Source organism: Gloeomargarita sp. SRBZ-1_bins_9 (assembly GCA_039794565.1).
In the GTDB taxonomy this organism is placed as follows: domain Bacteria; phylum Cyanobacteriota; class Cyanobacteriia; order Gloeomargaritales; family Gloeomargaritaceae; genus Gloeomargarita.
In genome coordinates this window covers 17298-32215 of record JAUQVX010000014.1, presented here as the reverse complement: position 1 = coordinate 32215, position 14918 = coordinate 17298, and the positions used below count along the sequence as shown (strand labels likewise).

Below are 14918 nucleotides of genomic sequence, written 5' to 3'. Positions count from 1 at the left end.
TCCCTCCGTCAGGATGATGCTCGACTGGCTGTCAAGGTCTGGGCAATCTGCTCGGCGCGGGCATTGGGCAAATATACATACCGTCCCCCCAGCCACTGGGCCAATTGTGCCGCTTCACTCCGGGATAGGTAGTTTACTTGGGTATCCAGCACCAGGGCTTGGACACCATCGGCCTGAAGTTGCCTGGCCAGTTGTTGGATTTCTGCCTGCAGGCGCTGGCGGTCGCGGGTGGCCGCCTCCGTCAGCCCCACGTTGGCCCGGCCATCGGTCATCAACACCAGGGTCACATTGGCCATCCCCCGTTGGCGGGCCTGTTGGGCCATTTGCCAAGCCGTCAACAAAGCGGCAGCCAAAGGCGTCCCACCCCCCGTTGGCAACACGTCTAACTCCCGCCGGGCGCGCTCCACGCTTTGGGAGGGCGGCAGCAAGACTTGGGCCTGTTGTCCTCGAAAGGCGATGAGAGCGACTTGGTCCCGATGGACGTAGGCATCCTGCAGCAGGCACAGGGCAGCCCCCTTGGCCTCCCGCATGCGGTTGATGGCCATCGAACCGCTGGCATCCACGGCCAAGATATACAGCGTGCCGGCCTTATCCCGGAAGCGCTTCACCCGCAGGTCGTCATAGCGCACCTGCAACCGCTGCTCCCCTGGCCGTTGACGCCACCGTTGCCAAGGTGCAGCCGCCAACAGAGTCGGCACCAGGGCAATCCGACCGGTGCGGGGATCGTCCACCACCGCCCGAATATAACGACCCCGGCGAGCCTTGAGGGTCTGTCCGCGACTGCCCCGGCGGCTCCGGCGACGCAGGGCAAAGGGTAAATCCAACAGGTCGGGTGGCAAAGCCGTTGCCGCTGCCGTGAGCAGCAACTCCTGCAGAGACGGTTCCCCTGTCGCTGGCACTTCATCGGCACCGGTGTCTGTAGGAGTGCTGGGGGAAGGAGCCGTTGGTGGGGGGGGGGCCGTCTCTGGCTGGGGAACTTGGGTGGCGCGGGGCACCAGGACCAATTGCGCAGCTAGGCGCAGGTCCTCCTCCTCTACGGTCTCCCGACCTGCTAAAGCGGCACTAGCCACAGCAGCAGCCACGGCAAAAATATCCACCCGATTCCCCTCGACCCCTAAAGCCAAGGCCGTTTGCGCCAAAGCCGTGATTTGCTCATCGGTGATGTGCACCCGGGGCAGGCGTTCTCGCGCCGCTTGGATTAGGCCCCGCAGCAGAGAGACGGTCTCGATATCGGTCTGGGGGAACCAATGCCGGCGCACCACCTCCGCCCGCGTGGGGGCATCTCCCCGGGGCACCAGGGGCACCAACAACCCTAGCCGGTCCAGGAACGTCGCCGGTAAGTCGCCCTCTTGGGGGTCATAGGTGGCAATGAGCACAAAATGCGCTGGCTGGACCGTACTGATCCCCTCCCGCTCGACCCGCACCACACCGCTGCTGAGTACCTCGGCCAAGGTGGCGGTCATCAGGGGTTCCAGGCGATTGGCCTGGTCAACGTACAACACCCCCCCATGGGCGCGAGCCAATACCCCCGGCTCCAGCACCGGCACGCCTTGGATCAACGTCGCCTCCAGGTCCAATCCCCCCACCAGCCGGTCCTCGGTGATGTTGAGGGGCAATTCCACAAAAGGCGTTCCCTCGGGAAGTAGTTCGGCAAAGGCCCGCACCAGAGCAGACTTGCCGCTTCCGGGTGGTGCCGCAATCGCAGCCCCCGCTAAGGCCGGATGGACCGCCAGCAACAGCAGAGCCTGCTGCGCCGTTTCCAAACCGACAAGACGGGTAAAAGGCAAGGTCAGACAGGCACCGGCGGCCATAGCGCTTAGGTCACGGTCATGACTGGGGTCTTAGGGGCTGAACGCTGCTGCCGAGCCAGTAGGTCGGCCATGGCTTGGGCTACTTTGTCTCCCGCGTCGGTGGTCTCCAAAGGGTCGCGGCGCAGGCGATGGCGTAGGGCGGGTACGGCCACGCGGCACACATCCTCCAAGGTGGCCTGGGAGCGTGCCTCCAAAGCCGCCAGGGCGCAGGCAGCCCGTGCCAGGGTCAGCTCCCCCCGGTGACCGTCCACCCGCAGCACCATACACAATTCCGCAGCAAACTGTAGGACGTTCTCGGGTAACGTCACCTGGGGCAACCGTTTCCGCGCCGCCAGAATCCGCCGTTGTAAAGCCCGCTGTTGAGGACGCCACTGGGCGCAAAAACCGGCAGGGTCGGCGTCATAGGCCCGACGGCGACGCACGATCTCTAGGCGCTGCTCCAGGTCCGTAATGGTGACAATGCGGGCGTGCAGGCCAAACCGGTCCAGCAACTGCGGGCGCAACTCCCCTTCCTCCGGGTTACCCGAACCGACCAGGACAAACCGGGCCGGGTGCCGGACGCTAATGCCCTCTCGCTCGACCACATTCCAGCCACTGGCGGCCACATCCAGCAACAAATCCACCAGATGGTCCTCCAGCAGGTTGACCTCGTCAATGTAAAGAAACCCCCGGTTAGCCTGGGCCAGCAACCCCGGTTGAAACCGTTTGACCCCCCGCGTCAGGGCCGCCTCGATATCAATCGTGCCGCACACCCGGTCTTCGGTGGCCCCTAGGGGCAAATCCACCACCGGCACGGGAATGCGCTCGATTTTGCGGGGGCGCTCGTGAATACCCACCATGGCCAGCAGGGGGTCTGCTGCCGGCACCTCTTTCGGGGGACGGTTAAACGGGTCACCGGCTAGGCGCGTAATTTTAGGCAAGACCTCCGCCAAAGCCCGCACCGCCGTGCTTTTCCCCGTACCCCGATGGCCCATAATCATCACACCGCCAATGCGGGGGTCCACCACGTTGAGCAGCAGGCACAGTTTCATTTCCTCCTGCCCCACGATGGCGGTAAAGGGATAGGGATGGCGATGAGCTTGCCTGTTACCCATCAAAACCCCCTCTGGTCAACTGCTGCCATGACCCCTCAGAAATTTCCATTTTTCTTAATAATTAAACCGCCCACAGGTCTCACCTTCAGGTGGACTTTGCACACTAGGATTTGTATTTCTATGCTATCGAGGGAAAAGGAGCCCTGGCTGGATACGTTAACAACTGTTGCAGCCAGACCCCACCTTCGGTCGTTGGAGCCAGCGGCTAAACTTGGTACATTAGGGGTGCCGTCTGCCATAGGTTGTTTATGGACGACGTGGCTGCCTTACCGTTAGGTCATCCCAGCCATTTCCTCAACCGCGAAAAGAGTTGGTTGCGGTTCAACGACCGGGTTTTACACGAAGCGTTTGACCCACGCACCCCCTTGCTGGAGCAGGTGAAGTTCTTGGCCATTTTCAGCACCAACTTGGACGAGTACTTCATGGTGCGCATTGACGCCCTGCGGGACCAAATCGAAGCCCATGTCACCACCCCGACGCCGGATGGCCTCACCCCCCAGGATCAATTGGATTTAATCAGCGAGCATCTCGCTCCGGTGGTAGCCCAGCAGCACGAGTACTTTGCCAAAAGCATTCGTCCCCGCCTGGCGGAGGCCGGAATTGTCATTGCCGACTACCCGGATTTGACACCGGAGCAAAAGGCTTACCTGGAGCATGATTTCATGCGGCGGGTGTTTCCCATCCTGACGCCTTTGGCGGTGGACCCCGGCCATCCGTTTCCCTACATGTCTAACCTGAGTTTGAACCTGGCGGTGCTGTTGCGGGACCACCAGACGGGCCAGCAGCATTTTGCCCGGGTGAAAGTGCCCACCAAAGCCGCTACCAATGCGGGGGGCAAGGCCCTCAAGCGGTTTGTGACCTTACCGGAACCGTTGCGACCGGCGGGGGTGCGCTGGCTGGGGGTGCCGTTGGAGCAGGTGATTGGCCATCATTTGGCTGCCCTGTTTCCGGGCATGGAAATTATCGGCTGGTATCCCTTTCGGGTGACGCGGGATGCGGACCTGGAAATCCGGGAGGACGAGGCGGGGGATTTGTTGGCGGAAATCGAAAAGGAGGTGCGCAGCCGTCGCTACGGTCGGGAGGCCACCCGCCTGGAAATCGCCAAGGCCATGCCGGAGCCGGTGCGGGAAATCTTAAGGCAGGGGCTGCGCATCGGTCCCCCCTGGATTTACGAGATTGATACGCTGATTAACCTGGGGGATTTGCTGGAGTTGGCCTCACTGCCTTTCCCGGACCTGCGGGACCCGGATTGGACCCCGGTGCTGCCGGCCATCTTTGAGGAAAAAGCCTACAGTGAGACCCTGGACGGGATTGACTGGTTTCATTTGATTCAGCAGGGGGACGTGCTGGTGCATCACCCCTACCATTCCTTTGCCGGCACGGTGGAGCGGTTCATCGAGCAGGCAGCCCATGACCCGGATGTCCTGGGTATCAAAATGACCCTATACCGCACGTCGGGGGATTCCCCCATCGTCCAATCGTTGATTACCGCCGCAGAAAACGGGATTCAGGTGGCGGTGCTGGTGGAACTCAAGGCCCGTTTTGACGAAGAAAACAACATCCAGTGGGCCAAGCAGCTGGAGCGGGCGGGGGTGCACGTGGTCTATGGGCTGATTGGGCTGAAAACCCACTGTAAGGTAGCTTTGGTAGTGCGGCGGGAAGGGGATAACATCCACCGCTACATGCACCTGGGCACCGGCAACTACAACTCCAAAACGGCGCGGATTTATACGGACCTGGGCCTGTTTACCTGCCGAGAAGACCTGGCCGCCGATGTCTCGGAACTGTTTAATTTCCTGACGGGCTACTCGCGGCAACGGCGGTACCGGCGGTTATTGGTGGCCCCCGTGAGTCTGCGGGAGGAAACGGTGCGCCTGATTCGCTACGAAGCGGAACAAGCCCGTCAGGGAGGCCCTGCGTTTATTTTTGCCAAGATGAATGCCCTGGCCGATTCGGACATCATTTTGGAGCTGTATCGGGCAGCCCAGGCGGGGGTGGAGATTCGTTTGCTGGTACGGGGGATGTGTACTTTGCGACCGGGGGTGCCGGGCCTAAGCGAGCGGATTCGGGTGGTGAGCATCATCGGACGGTTTTTGGAGCACTCGCGGGTGTTTTGGTTCCATCACGGCGGCGAGGAGTTGATGTACATCGGCAGTGCGGATTGGCGCACTCGGAACCTCGACCGGCGAGTGGAAACCCTGGCACCGGTGTTGGATGCCGGTCTCAAACGGGAGTTGCAGGAGATCATGGAACTCATGTGGCAGGACAACCGGCAGGCCTGGGATTTACAACCGGATGGCACCTATATCCAGCGCCGGCCAGCACCGGGCGAACCGGAACGGGGTTCCCACACGCTCCTCATGCAACGGGCCTTGTCGGAAGCCGATGCCCCCCTTGGACGCGGCAGCGCTCGGTAATCCCTGGGCTGAGGGATTCGGCTCTCTATTCCCGTTAACGGGTAAGGCTAAGGAGGTACTCGTCCGACGCAATACTGGAGCCAGTTACGGAGAATTTGCAGGCCTACACAACCCGATTTTTCGGGGTGGAATTGGGTGGCCCAGCAATGGCCGTGACCTAAGGCCGCCGTAACGGTTTCTCCCCCGTATTCCACTGTCGCTGCCACTATCCCCGGGTCACTGGGCACTGCATGGTAGGAATGCACGAAATAAACCCAGGCCGGCGTCGGTAGGTCGCGCCACAGGGGACAGTCCCGTTGTACAAAATGCAGTTGGTTCCACCCCATGTGGGGAATCGGGTGACCGGGTGTTGGGCGCAGGGGTTGTACTTGACCAGGAATCACATCTAACCCACGTTCCTGCCCTTCGGCGCTGGCGGTCAATAGCAATTGCAACCCCAAACAAATCCCTAAAAATGGCCTATTTTGCCGAACCCACCTTTGCAAGGGGGTTATCAGATCGCGCTGGCGCAGGTGCTGGATGGCCGGATCAAAGGCACCCACCCCCGGCAGAATTAACCCATCGTAATCATCAGTAATTTTCGCCGTAATTTCGCCTTGTACGCCCAAATAAGCGAGGGCTTTGCTCACCGAATGTAGATTCCCCATATCGTAATCAATAATGCCGATGCGCATCGCTTTTTTATGATAGTTTTTTGGAACCAATCCGACGGTGCAACTGCCCTTTCCAATATCGCAATCGCCCCAACAGGGTATCCCTATCCCGCAATGCCTTTCCCCCAAAAACCCAATCGAAAACCCGCCGGTCTGCTTCAACGTGTCGGGCGACAAAGGGAGGATGGTTCATTCGCGGTAACTCTGCTAAGGCTTCCGTCGGCAGATTAGCCAAGGGATGGTTGGGATTATGGGTATGGGTGGCCCCCACGCCAAACCCTAGGTTCGACACCAGATTCACCCGGGGAGTCGCTGCCAAACCGTTCTGGCTGAAACAGGCAAACAAAAAAGGATAGTCCCACGTGTCAATTTCCTGCCGATACATCCGTTCAAATTTATCGCTCCAGTAGCGGTATTCATAGGCGTCATCCGTTACAAATCGCAAATACCCCTGATCTCGAAATTCCGGCCAGTGTTGCATTTCGACGTCATAGTATTGCCAAGCCCGCGCCCAGGTGGCCCACCCCCAGCAGTGAAAATACTTGGAGAAGTAATAGCTATAGGGTGTGACAACCCGTCCCCGTTGGTAGTTGGTGCCGTTGATGGCCATCACCCGCTCGTCATCCTGGTACTTCACCAGTAGCTCATCGCAGAATTGAAAGAAGGACAAGTTGGGTAAACAGTCGTCCTCGAGAATAATGGCCCGGTCCGTTTGGCTAAAAACCCAGCTCAGCCCACTGGCCACCCGTCGGCGACAACCCAAATTCTTCTCGGCATAATGGCGTTCCACCTGGCAATCCCAATTAATTTCCTGTTCAACCACCCGGCGGGTTTCTTGGCAGACGGCGGTTTCTGCGGTATCTCGGGGACCGTCGGCAACGATAAATAACCGTTTGGGCTGCACCTGGCGAATTACCTGAAAAACCTTGCGCGTCAGTTCGGGACGATTGAAGATCAAAAAAACCACCGGCGCCTGTAGCTTCATCCCCCGTCCCTCCCTAGAAATTGACCCCTGCTTCTTCCCACAGACGAGTCGCCCGGCGCAGGCTCACATGTTGTCCTTGCCCCAGAATCACATGATCCAACAGGGGAATATCCAGAATCTTACTGCATGCGAGCAATTGACGCGTGAGGTCTAGGTCGCTCTCACTGGGGGTGACATCCCCAGAGGGGTGGTTATGACCAACGATGAGGCGGGTGGCCCCCAGACGAATCGCTTCCCGGAAAATGTCCCGCGGGTGCGCCAGGGTTTCGGTGGCCGTACCGATGGTAAGAACCCGACTGCCCAGCAACCGGTGTCGAGCATCCAGCAATAGCACAGCAAAACGCTCCGTCTGTGCCCACATCAAATCCGGCGCCAGAGCTGCCACCGCCATTTCGGGGCTGTCAATGGGTGTGCGCTCCAAAGGTCGGCTGAGAAAAACCCGTTTGCCCAGTTCGATGGCTGCCAGGATGGTGGTGGCCTTGGCTGGACCGATGCCGGGAATCGCCATCAGTTCCGCCGGCTGAATGTCCCGCAAAACCGCCAGGGGGTCTTGTTGGTGTTGCCCCAGCACCTGGAGCAGGTATTGCCCTAGCCCCACCGCTGACAGTTGCCCCGACCCCGTGCCCAGCAAAATAGCCAACAATTCACCGGTACCCAGCGCCGTAACCCCCTGTTGGAGCAACCGTTCCCGGGGGCGCTCCTTGGCGGGCAGGTCACAGATACGTAGGCGGTAGGTATCGCTCATAGCCGATCTATACTAGAAAAAGTGCTTGCTTGATTAAGCCTATGCCCCGTACAAAGCTGACACCTGCTGATCGTAGCCAAATTGCCCAACGTTTTCGGGAGACATCGGCCACAGCGACCAGCCTGGCGGCGGAGTACGACGTAAGCATTAGCACCATCATTCGTATCTTGAAAGAGGAGCTAACCGAGGCGGTTTACGAATCATTGGTGCCCCAGAAGCGGGCGGGACGCTGGCAAGAATCCTCGCCCTCAACGCCCCCGGCACCGGCAACCGGTCCGAAAATTCGCGCCTATAAACCGGTGACCGATGCCCCGCCGGAGACAGGGACGACTCCTGCCGAATCGCCAGTTTTGGTGCCGCCGCCAGCGCCGCCGGATCGGGAGATGTCGGCATCAGAGATGGAAGTCAATGCGCCCTTACCGGAACCGGAATTAGAAACCCTAACCCCATTGACAACGGAAGAAACGACATCCCCACCCGTGCTACCGGAGTGGGACGTGGATGCCCAAGACGACTGGGATGAGGAAGAAGGGGATAGCCTGGAGGAGGAAGAACCCCCGGCCCCCGGTTTGAACGCTCCTTCCCTGAGCCAACAGATTTTACCCCTCGATGCATCGGTTTTACCCCCCACCTGTTACTTGGTGGTGGACCGCTTTGCCGAGCTGGTGGTGCGTCCCTTGACCGAATTCAGCCGTTGGGGCGAACTGCCTACGGTCAATGCCGCGGCAACGACCCTGCCCGTATTTGACAATCACCGCGTCGCCAAACGTTTTTCCGGGCGGCATCACCGGGTGGTCAAGGTCCCCGATGGCCAACTGATTTACAAAACCAGCCCCTATCTCTACGACAAGGGCATTACCCATTTGCTGATCAACGGCCAAGTGTACACGGTCACCCCCAAGTCATCCCCCCTATCTGAGGGTGAGGGTCCAGTAGCCGAACCGGCAGACCTGGCCTGAGCCGTCATGTTTGGGGTGAGGCTGCGGCAATGAACGGCCAAATGACTTCCCATGCCGCTGGGGTGGTCGCCACAATTCCCGGCAGCAAAGGGGGCATTTGATTAAAGCGCAGCGCCTGGCCCCGGGCATCGGTCACCACTCCCCCCGCCGCCATCACCAACGCCGCCCCCCCGGCCACATCCCATTCGTGTTTGGGTCCCAGACTGAAAGTAGCATCTGCCTGGCCGGCTGCAACCCGCGCCAGTTTGTAGGCAATCGAACCCACGACTTGCACCTGCAGGGTGGACTGGAACCCCGTCCATTCCCCCCGGCGCACCTCAGAACGACTGGCCAACACCAGGGGCGGCTGCTGTAAAGGATGGTCCGCTCGCACCGACCGACCATTGTAGGTCACCCCCTGGCCCACCACCCCTAGGAACAACTCATCCCGCGCCGGATTGTACACTCCCCCCAACACCGGTTGCCCCTGCACCACCAAGGCTACCGACAGAGCATACTCGGGAATCCCGGCCACCAGCTCCCGCGTACCATCGATGGGGTCCACCACCCACACCCGCTCCCGCCGCAACCGTTCTTCCTGGTCCTGGGTTTCCTCCGACAACCAACCATCCTGGGGAAACGCTCCCAAAAGCTGCTCCTGGAGGACCCGATTCGCCGCCAAGTCAGCCTGGGTGAGGGGGTCGTCGCCCCTTTTGTAGGTGGTTTGTAAACCGTCCTGGACCACCCCCTGCACCGCCGCACCCGCCGCCTGCAACGCTGTCGCCACCACCGCCAACTCCCTATCCATTCCACCTTACCCTTAGGCCGCTACTACTATCTGATATACCCGCCTCCTGGTCAATTTCCGCCACACCAACCGGCAGCTCGATAGAGTTTCCTCACCGTAAATGTAAAGTTATATAACAATTACCGGTTTTGTGACCCTTTTTCAGGGTTAAGTGGCTGAGGGAGGGAGCGAGACTAGGCAACTTTGGTTGTTATCAGGATTACAATAGGATTGCTCAAGGCGGGGAAGGTTACCGACCACCTGCTACCATTCTTTCCTTTCCCTGCTAACATGAGCATTTGTTTACGTTTAGTATTGTAGTCCAAGGAGTACCCGACGCGATGACTCAGGTGCCTGATGTCCTGCCGACCCTTGCTGACCCATCCCTCGATGACTTAGAAGACGAAACCGTGGGGGATGACCTGAGTAATTTGGAACTGGACGACCTCGACCAGGATCTAGAGGAGGAAGAGGCGGCTCCACGGTCGGGACGCAAGCGGTCAGCAAGTAAGAAAAATCCCTACACCGAAGACTCGATTCGCCTCTATTTGCAGGAGATAGGTCGGATTCGTTTGTTGCGGGCGGATGAGGAAATCGAACTGGCCCGGCAAATTTCTGTCCTGCTGGAGTTTGAACGCAAGCGGGATGAATGGACCCGGCGACAGGGGCAACCGCCCACGGAGGAACAATGGGCCGAGTTGGTGGGACTACCGGTGGAGGAATTCCGGCGGCAACTACGGCAGGGCTATCGCGCCAAAGAAAAGATGGTGCAGTCCAATTTGCGCCTGGTGGTCTCCATTGCCAAAAAGTATATGAACCGGGGCCTCTCGTTCCAGGATTTGATCCAAGAGGGCAGCCTGGGGTTGATTCGAGCGGCGGAAAAATTTGACCACGAGAAGGGGTATAAATTCTCCACCTACGCCACCTGGTGGATTCGCCAGGCCATTACCCGGGCCATTGCCGACCAGTCCCGCACCATCCGTTTGCCGGTCCACCTGTACGAAACCATTTCCCGCATCAAGAAAACCACCAAAATCCTGTCCCAGGAAATGGGCCGTAAACCTACGGAAGAAGAAATTGCTACCCGTATGGAAATTACCATTGAAAAGCTACGTTTTATTGCCAAGTCGGCCCAGTTGCCTATTTCCCTCGAAACCCCCATCGGCAAGGAAGAAGACTCACGCCTGGGGGATTTCATCGAGGCGGATGGGGAAACCCCCGAAGACCAGGTGGCCAAACACCTGCTGCGGGAGGATTTGGAAACAGTTTTGAACACCCTCAGCCCGCGGGAACGGGATGTCTTGCGCCTGCGCTATGGGCTAGATGATGGGCGGATGAAAACCCTGGAGGAAATCGGTCAAACCTTCAATGTGACCCGCGAACGCATCCGGCAAATCGAGGCCAAAGCCTTGCGCAAACTCCGTCATCCCAACCGCAACAGCATCCTCAAGGAATACATCCGCTAGGTCCAGAAAAAAACAGGAAGCGCTGGCTCCCTGTCCGGCTGGTTCCTGGGGTTATCCCCCTAGGCCGTCGGCGCTGCTGGGTCGGTTGCCACCGATGGCGGTGAAGAGGGAGGAGCAGACTCCTCCGGCGGACGAGGGATAGCGGTTTTGGTCACCGGCGTTGGTGGTGCGTAGAGGAATCCCCAGAGTCGCCGGAGAGACACATTTGCCCGGGCCGGTTCATAGAAAATCCAGGTCTGACGTCGGTAAACCGCTTGGTAGAGGGTATAGGCAACACCATTACGGGTAGCTAAGGAAGGGGCCACGGCTCCTTGCACCGGCTCATAAAGGGCATCGGCGGCAAGTGGCGTCAAGGCCGGTAGGGGTACGAAACGCGGTGCGTAAACCACCTCCGGCAAGGGGGGAGCGTTGCCGGTGAACTGGGGTTGATAGACCGCCTGTGGCTCCCCACGCCAGGCCCGGAATATCTGGGTGACGTCTAGACCCATTGCCCGCTGGAAGTGCCACAGCCCCCCCTGCAGGAAAAAGAAGGCCAGGTAGAAATGGGCGTTGGCCAACCACACCCGCGCGGAATAGACCGGGGCACCGCTGGGGTCGTAATAGGCCGGTAGCAGCGCCGACCGTAGCTTCAGGGCCGGGCCGTAAAACACCTCAGGATAGGCTAAGGTATTGAACCCGCAGTAATAGGACGCCGCAAATCCCGCCAGGGCAATCCCGAACAGGGAGTAGCTCAAAATCCCATCGGCGGAAAACAGAAAACGGCGTTTGACCCAGCCAAAGGGCGGCACCAGGATATGCCAAGTCCCCCCTAGCAGCAACAATACCGCCACGTACACGTGCCCCCCCACCAGGTCCTCCAGGTTGTTGACGTCGAATAGGTGGGTGCGGTAGCCCCAGATGGTGGCCCAGTCCAAGGTGGGCTGGATGGTGCGCACTTGCCCCAAGGTAGCGTCATATAACCCACCACCGACGGTTGCCTTGACCACCAGCAGCAAAGCCCCTAGCCCCAACACCAGCAGGTGATGGCCCAGGATAAGACCCAACTGCCGCTCGTCATTCCAGCGGAAATGAAACTTGCCCGCCGGCGGCCCCAGCATTTCCAAACTCGGCGGCAGTTTCGTGAAATGGAACCAGGCACCCCAGGCCAGCACCCCCGCGCTCACCAGATGAAAGGCAGCCACGGCCATATAGGGAAAGGTATTCACCACCCGTCCCCCCGCCCCCACTCCCAACCCCAAGGTCGCTAGGTGGGGCAAAAGGATCAACCCCTGTTCGTACATGGGTCGGGCCGGGTTATAGCGGGCCAGTTCAAACAGGGTCATAACCCCTACCCAAAACACGATCAACGCCGCCTGGGCCACATGGGCCACGATGAACGTATTGGAAAGGTCCGTAAACCGAGCATTCCCAGCCCACCAGGGATACGGTTGTCTCCTGTTCATAACTCCACCTGCCAAGGAAAAACACCCCCCATGGGGTCTAGGCCAGACCGGCAATGATGTGGTCGAGGTATCCCGCCAATTCCTGACCGGCTTCCGCCCCCACCGTCTCGTTCAACACCTCCTTCATGGCGTTGAGGGCCTGGATCACCCGGTCAATCGGCACCCCCAGCGCCTGGTAGGTGTCCTTGAGACCATTGAGCACCCGCTCGTCTAAAATCGAGGGGTCGGCGGCCAACATGGCATAGGTGGCGTAGCGCAAAAAGTATTGCAAATCCCGCAGACAGGCGGCATAGCGCCGGGTCGGATACATGTTCCCCCCCGGTAGGGTGATGTCTCCGTAGAGCAAACTTTTGGCCACTGTGCGGCTGATGATCTGGCTGGCGGTGGCGCTGATGGTGGCAGCCGCTTTAACCCGCATCATCCCCCGTTCAAAGTATTGCCGGAGTTGATTCAGGGCCGCCTCACTCAAATATTGTCCCTGGGCATCGGCGGGATTGATCAAGGCCGTAATAGTGTCTTGCATAGAGCCTCCTCCGTCATGGCTAATATCTGGGCAACGTCACCTTAAAAAGCGCGGATTAAACGGTCAAAATAAGGGGCGACCAGGGCCATTTCCTCCGGTGATAACAAACTCGCTGTGACCTCCTTGAGACTGGCCATGGCGATACGCAAATTGTTCAGCGGCACCCCCAGGGAAGTGTACATCTCCCGCATACCATTTAAGCCGATATCCTCTAGGGGTTTGTCATTCCCCGCTAGGACACAGTAGCTGATCAGCCGCAGATACCAGGCCTGATCCCGCTGGCATAGGGCAGTTTTTTGGGCGTCGCCCCGGTTGCTCGGGGTATTCGGACATTTGGCCCAAAAACGCCGGCTGCCCTCTTCCACTATCTTGCGCTCGTTGGCCGCTAATTTTTGGGCCACCTGAATTCGTAAGGCCCCCTTACTAAAAAACTCTTCTAATTTGTTCAATTCGGCGCTGCTGAGGAAACGGTCAGCCGCATCCGATTGGGCAATCACTTGGGCAACGATACTCATAGTTTTATGGTAGATAGTGAACTACAGCTAATAAGATAAAGTGGGACCTAAAGTGGCGACATATATTATGAAGAAAAAGTTGTGATTTGAAATAAATGTGCAATAAAAAAGTGCTTTTTTGTACTGCAAAATGTGTGACGGCCTGGGGGTGGCATAATGGGTGGAGGTGGGGGTGGAGTTATCATGGCGGACTGGATCACCGGGATATCGGCCAGTTGGCAGGCCTGTGGGCAGTACCTCACGACCTTGAAGGACCCCTGGCGAGCGGCGTTGGTGGCCGAATTTAGCGATTTTGTGCGGTTTAACCAGGGGAAGGTGCGTCAGGGGGGCAGGGTGGAGAAAGCGGAGTTGACCGTGACCTTGATGGGGGAGGACCGCTGGAGTTATCGCCGCTTGCCCGTAACGGGGGTGGTTGAGCTGGATTTGGCGCAAGTGCAGCAGGCAGTGGAGGACCTTCAGCGGGAGGTGCCCACGTTGCCCCCGGATCCCTTTCTGGTGTTACCAGTGGGGTCAGCCCGGAGCCACACGGTCCAGGTCGGGCAAATACCGCCGGCGACCGAGGTGGTAGCCCAGGTAGTGGAGGTGGTGGCGGGGGTAGATATGACGGGTCTCTATGCCGCCGGACCCCAGGTGCGAGCCTATGCCGACAGCGCCGGGCAATCCCATTGGTTTGTGGCGGAGACGTTGACCCTGGATTACTCCCTGTTCAATGCCCAGCAGCGGGCGGTCAAGGGTTATTACAGCGACCGGCGGTGGAACGCTGGGGCTTTTGCCCGTCAAATCCAGGCCCTACGGGAGCAACTGGAGCTATTGAACCAGCCGGCCAAAATTTTGCCCCCCGGTCGCTATCGGACCTATTTGGCGCCAGCGGCGGTGGCGGAATTGGTGGGTATGTTGTCCTGGGGTGGGGTGAGCGAGGCGGCCATGCGCCAGGGAACCAGCGCCCTTTTGCCCCTGCGCCGAGGGGAACGCCGCTTGGCTCGGGCCTTCTCGCTGCGGGAAAACTTCCAGGCCATTCCCGTACCCCGGTTTACGGATCAGGGGGACCTGGCGCCGGAGCAGTTGGAGGTGGTGCAGGAGGGGGAATTGGTGCAGACGTTGGTCAGCCAGCGCACAGCTAAGGAGTACGGCCTAACCGCCAATGGCGCTGCAGCGGGGGAATATCTGCGGGCGCCGGAGGTGCAACCGGGTACCTTGGCGACGGACCAAATCCTGACGGCGCTGGGGCAGGGGTTGTATGTGTCGAATTTGCACTACCTGAACTGGAGCGACCAGGCCACGGGGCGCATCACTGGCATGACCCGCTATGCCTGTTTTTGGGTGGAGGGGGGCGAATGGGTGGCGCCCATCGAGAATCTCCGGTTTGACGAGAGTCTCTATCACTTTTGGGGCGAAGGGTTGCTGGCCTTGACGGAAACCCGGGAGCTGGTGCCCGCCACCGACACCTACGAACACCGCCGTTTGGGGGGAACCCTGGCGCCGGGGATGCTGGTGGCCGATTTCTGTTACACCCTGTGACGTCGGGGGCAGTATCATCACAGC

13 protein-coding genes are annotated in these 14918 nt (G+C 59.4%); 4 read left to right on the top strand and 9 right to left on the bottom strand.

The window, feature by feature from the left end:
• Positions 1-8: 8 nt before the first annotated feature.
• Positions 9-1811: a magnesium chelatase ATPase subunit D gene (gene bchD, locus Q6L55_10605; protein MEN9259159.1), complete on the bottom strand. Its 1803-nt coding sequence runs from the start codon at positions 1809-1811 to the stop codon at positions 9-11.
• 5 nt (positions 1812-1816) lie between these two features.
• Positions 1817-2905 (bottom strand): magnesium chelatase ATPase subunit I, encoded by a 1089-nt coding sequence (gene bchI, locus Q6L55_10600; protein MEN9259158.1) that lies wholly within the window; start codon positions 2903-2905, stop codon positions 1817-1819.
• 248 nt (positions 2906-3153) lie between these two features.
• Here bchI and ppk1 point away from each other — a divergent pair, with 248 nt between their 5' ends.
• Positions 3154-5322, top strand: a complete 2169-nt coding sequence (gene ppk1, locus Q6L55_10595) for a polyphosphate kinase 1 (protein MEN9259157.1) — start codon at positions 3154-3156, stop codon at positions 5320-5322.
• A 47-nt stretch (positions 5323-5369) separates the two neighbouring features.
• Here the strand turns inward: ppk1 and hisH are convergent, their stop codons facing one another.
• The 3 genes from hisH to radC are packed head-to-tail and all read right to left on the bottom strand — an operon-like array spanning position 5370 to position 7705.
• The gene (gene hisH / locus Q6L55_10590; GenBank protein ID MEN9259156.1) at positions 5370-5996 is read right to left on the bottom strand and encodes an imidazole glycerol phosphate synthase subunit HisH; all 627 of its coding nucleotides are present in this window, start codon (positions 5994-5996) and stop codon (positions 5370-5372) included.
• Between the two features lie 7 nt (positions 5997-6003).
• Positions 6004-6960, bottom strand: a complete 957-nt coding sequence (locus tag Q6L55_10585; GenBank protein MEN9259155.1) for a hypothetical protein — start codon at positions 6958-6960, stop codon at positions 6004-6006.
• Positions 6961-6973: 13 nt separating this feature from the next.
• Positions 6974-7705, bottom strand: coding sequence for a DNA repair protein RadC (gene radC, locus Q6L55_10580; GenBank protein ID MEN9259154.1), 732 nt, complete (start codon positions 7703-7705; stop codon positions 6974-6976).
• Positions 7706-7746: 41 nt separating this feature from the next.
• Between radC and Q6L55_10575 the strand changes: the two genes are divergently transcribed.
• Entirely contained in the window at positions 7747-8664 is a 918-nt protein-coding gene (locus Q6L55_10575) for a hypothetical protein (protein ID MEN9259153.1), read from the top strand.
• Positions 8665-8668: 4 nt separating this feature from the next.
• On the opposite strand, the gene Q6L55_10570 is transcribed toward Q6L55_10575, so the two are convergent.
• Complete coding sequence (locus Q6L55_10570; protein MEN9259152.1) at positions 8669-9451, bottom strand: 3'(2'),5'-bisphosphate nucleotidase CysQ; 783 nt, start codon at positions 9449-9451, stop codon at positions 8669-8671.
• 320 nt (positions 9452-9771) lie between these two features.
• Between Q6L55_10570 and rpoD the strand changes: the two genes are divergently transcribed.
• Positions 9772-10896: an RNA polymerase sigma factor RpoD gene (rpoD, locus tag Q6L55_10565; protein MEN9259151.1), complete on the top strand. Its 1125-nt coding sequence runs from the start codon at positions 9772-9774 to the stop codon at positions 10894-10896.
• A gap of 59 nt (positions 10897-10955) precedes the next feature.
• Here rpoD and Q6L55_10560 read toward each other — a convergent pair whose 3' ends face one another.
• From Q6L55_10560 to apcD, 3 genes are read right to left on the bottom strand one after another with little or no spacing between them, the layout of a single operon-like run.
• Positions 10956-12338 (bottom strand): chlorophyll a/b binding light-harvesting protein, encoded by a 1383-nt coding sequence (locus Q6L55_10560; protein ID MEN9259150.1) that lies wholly within the window; start codon positions 12336-12338, stop codon positions 10956-10958.
• Positions 12339-12375: 37 nt separating this feature from the next.
• On the bottom strand, positions 12376-12861 hold the full coding sequence (locus Q6L55_10555; GenBank protein ID MEN9259149.1) for an allophycocyanin subunit beta: 486 nt from the start codon (positions 12859-12861) through the stop codon (positions 12376-12378).
• Between the two features lie 41 nt (positions 12862-12902).
• Positions 12903-13376 (bottom strand): allophycocyanin subunit alpha-B, encoded by a 474-nt coding sequence (apcD, locus tag Q6L55_10550; protein ID MEN9259148.1) that lies wholly within the window; start codon positions 13374-13376, stop codon positions 12903-12905.
• 183 nt (positions 13377-13559) lie between these two features.
• Here apcD and Q6L55_10545 point away from each other — a divergent pair, with 183 nt between their 5' ends.
• Positions 13560-14894, top strand: coding sequence for a metallopeptidase TldD-related protein (locus Q6L55_10545; GenBank protein MEN9259147.1), 1335 nt, complete (start codon positions 13560-13562; stop codon positions 14892-14894).
• Positions 14895-14918: the final 24 nt, after the last annotated feature.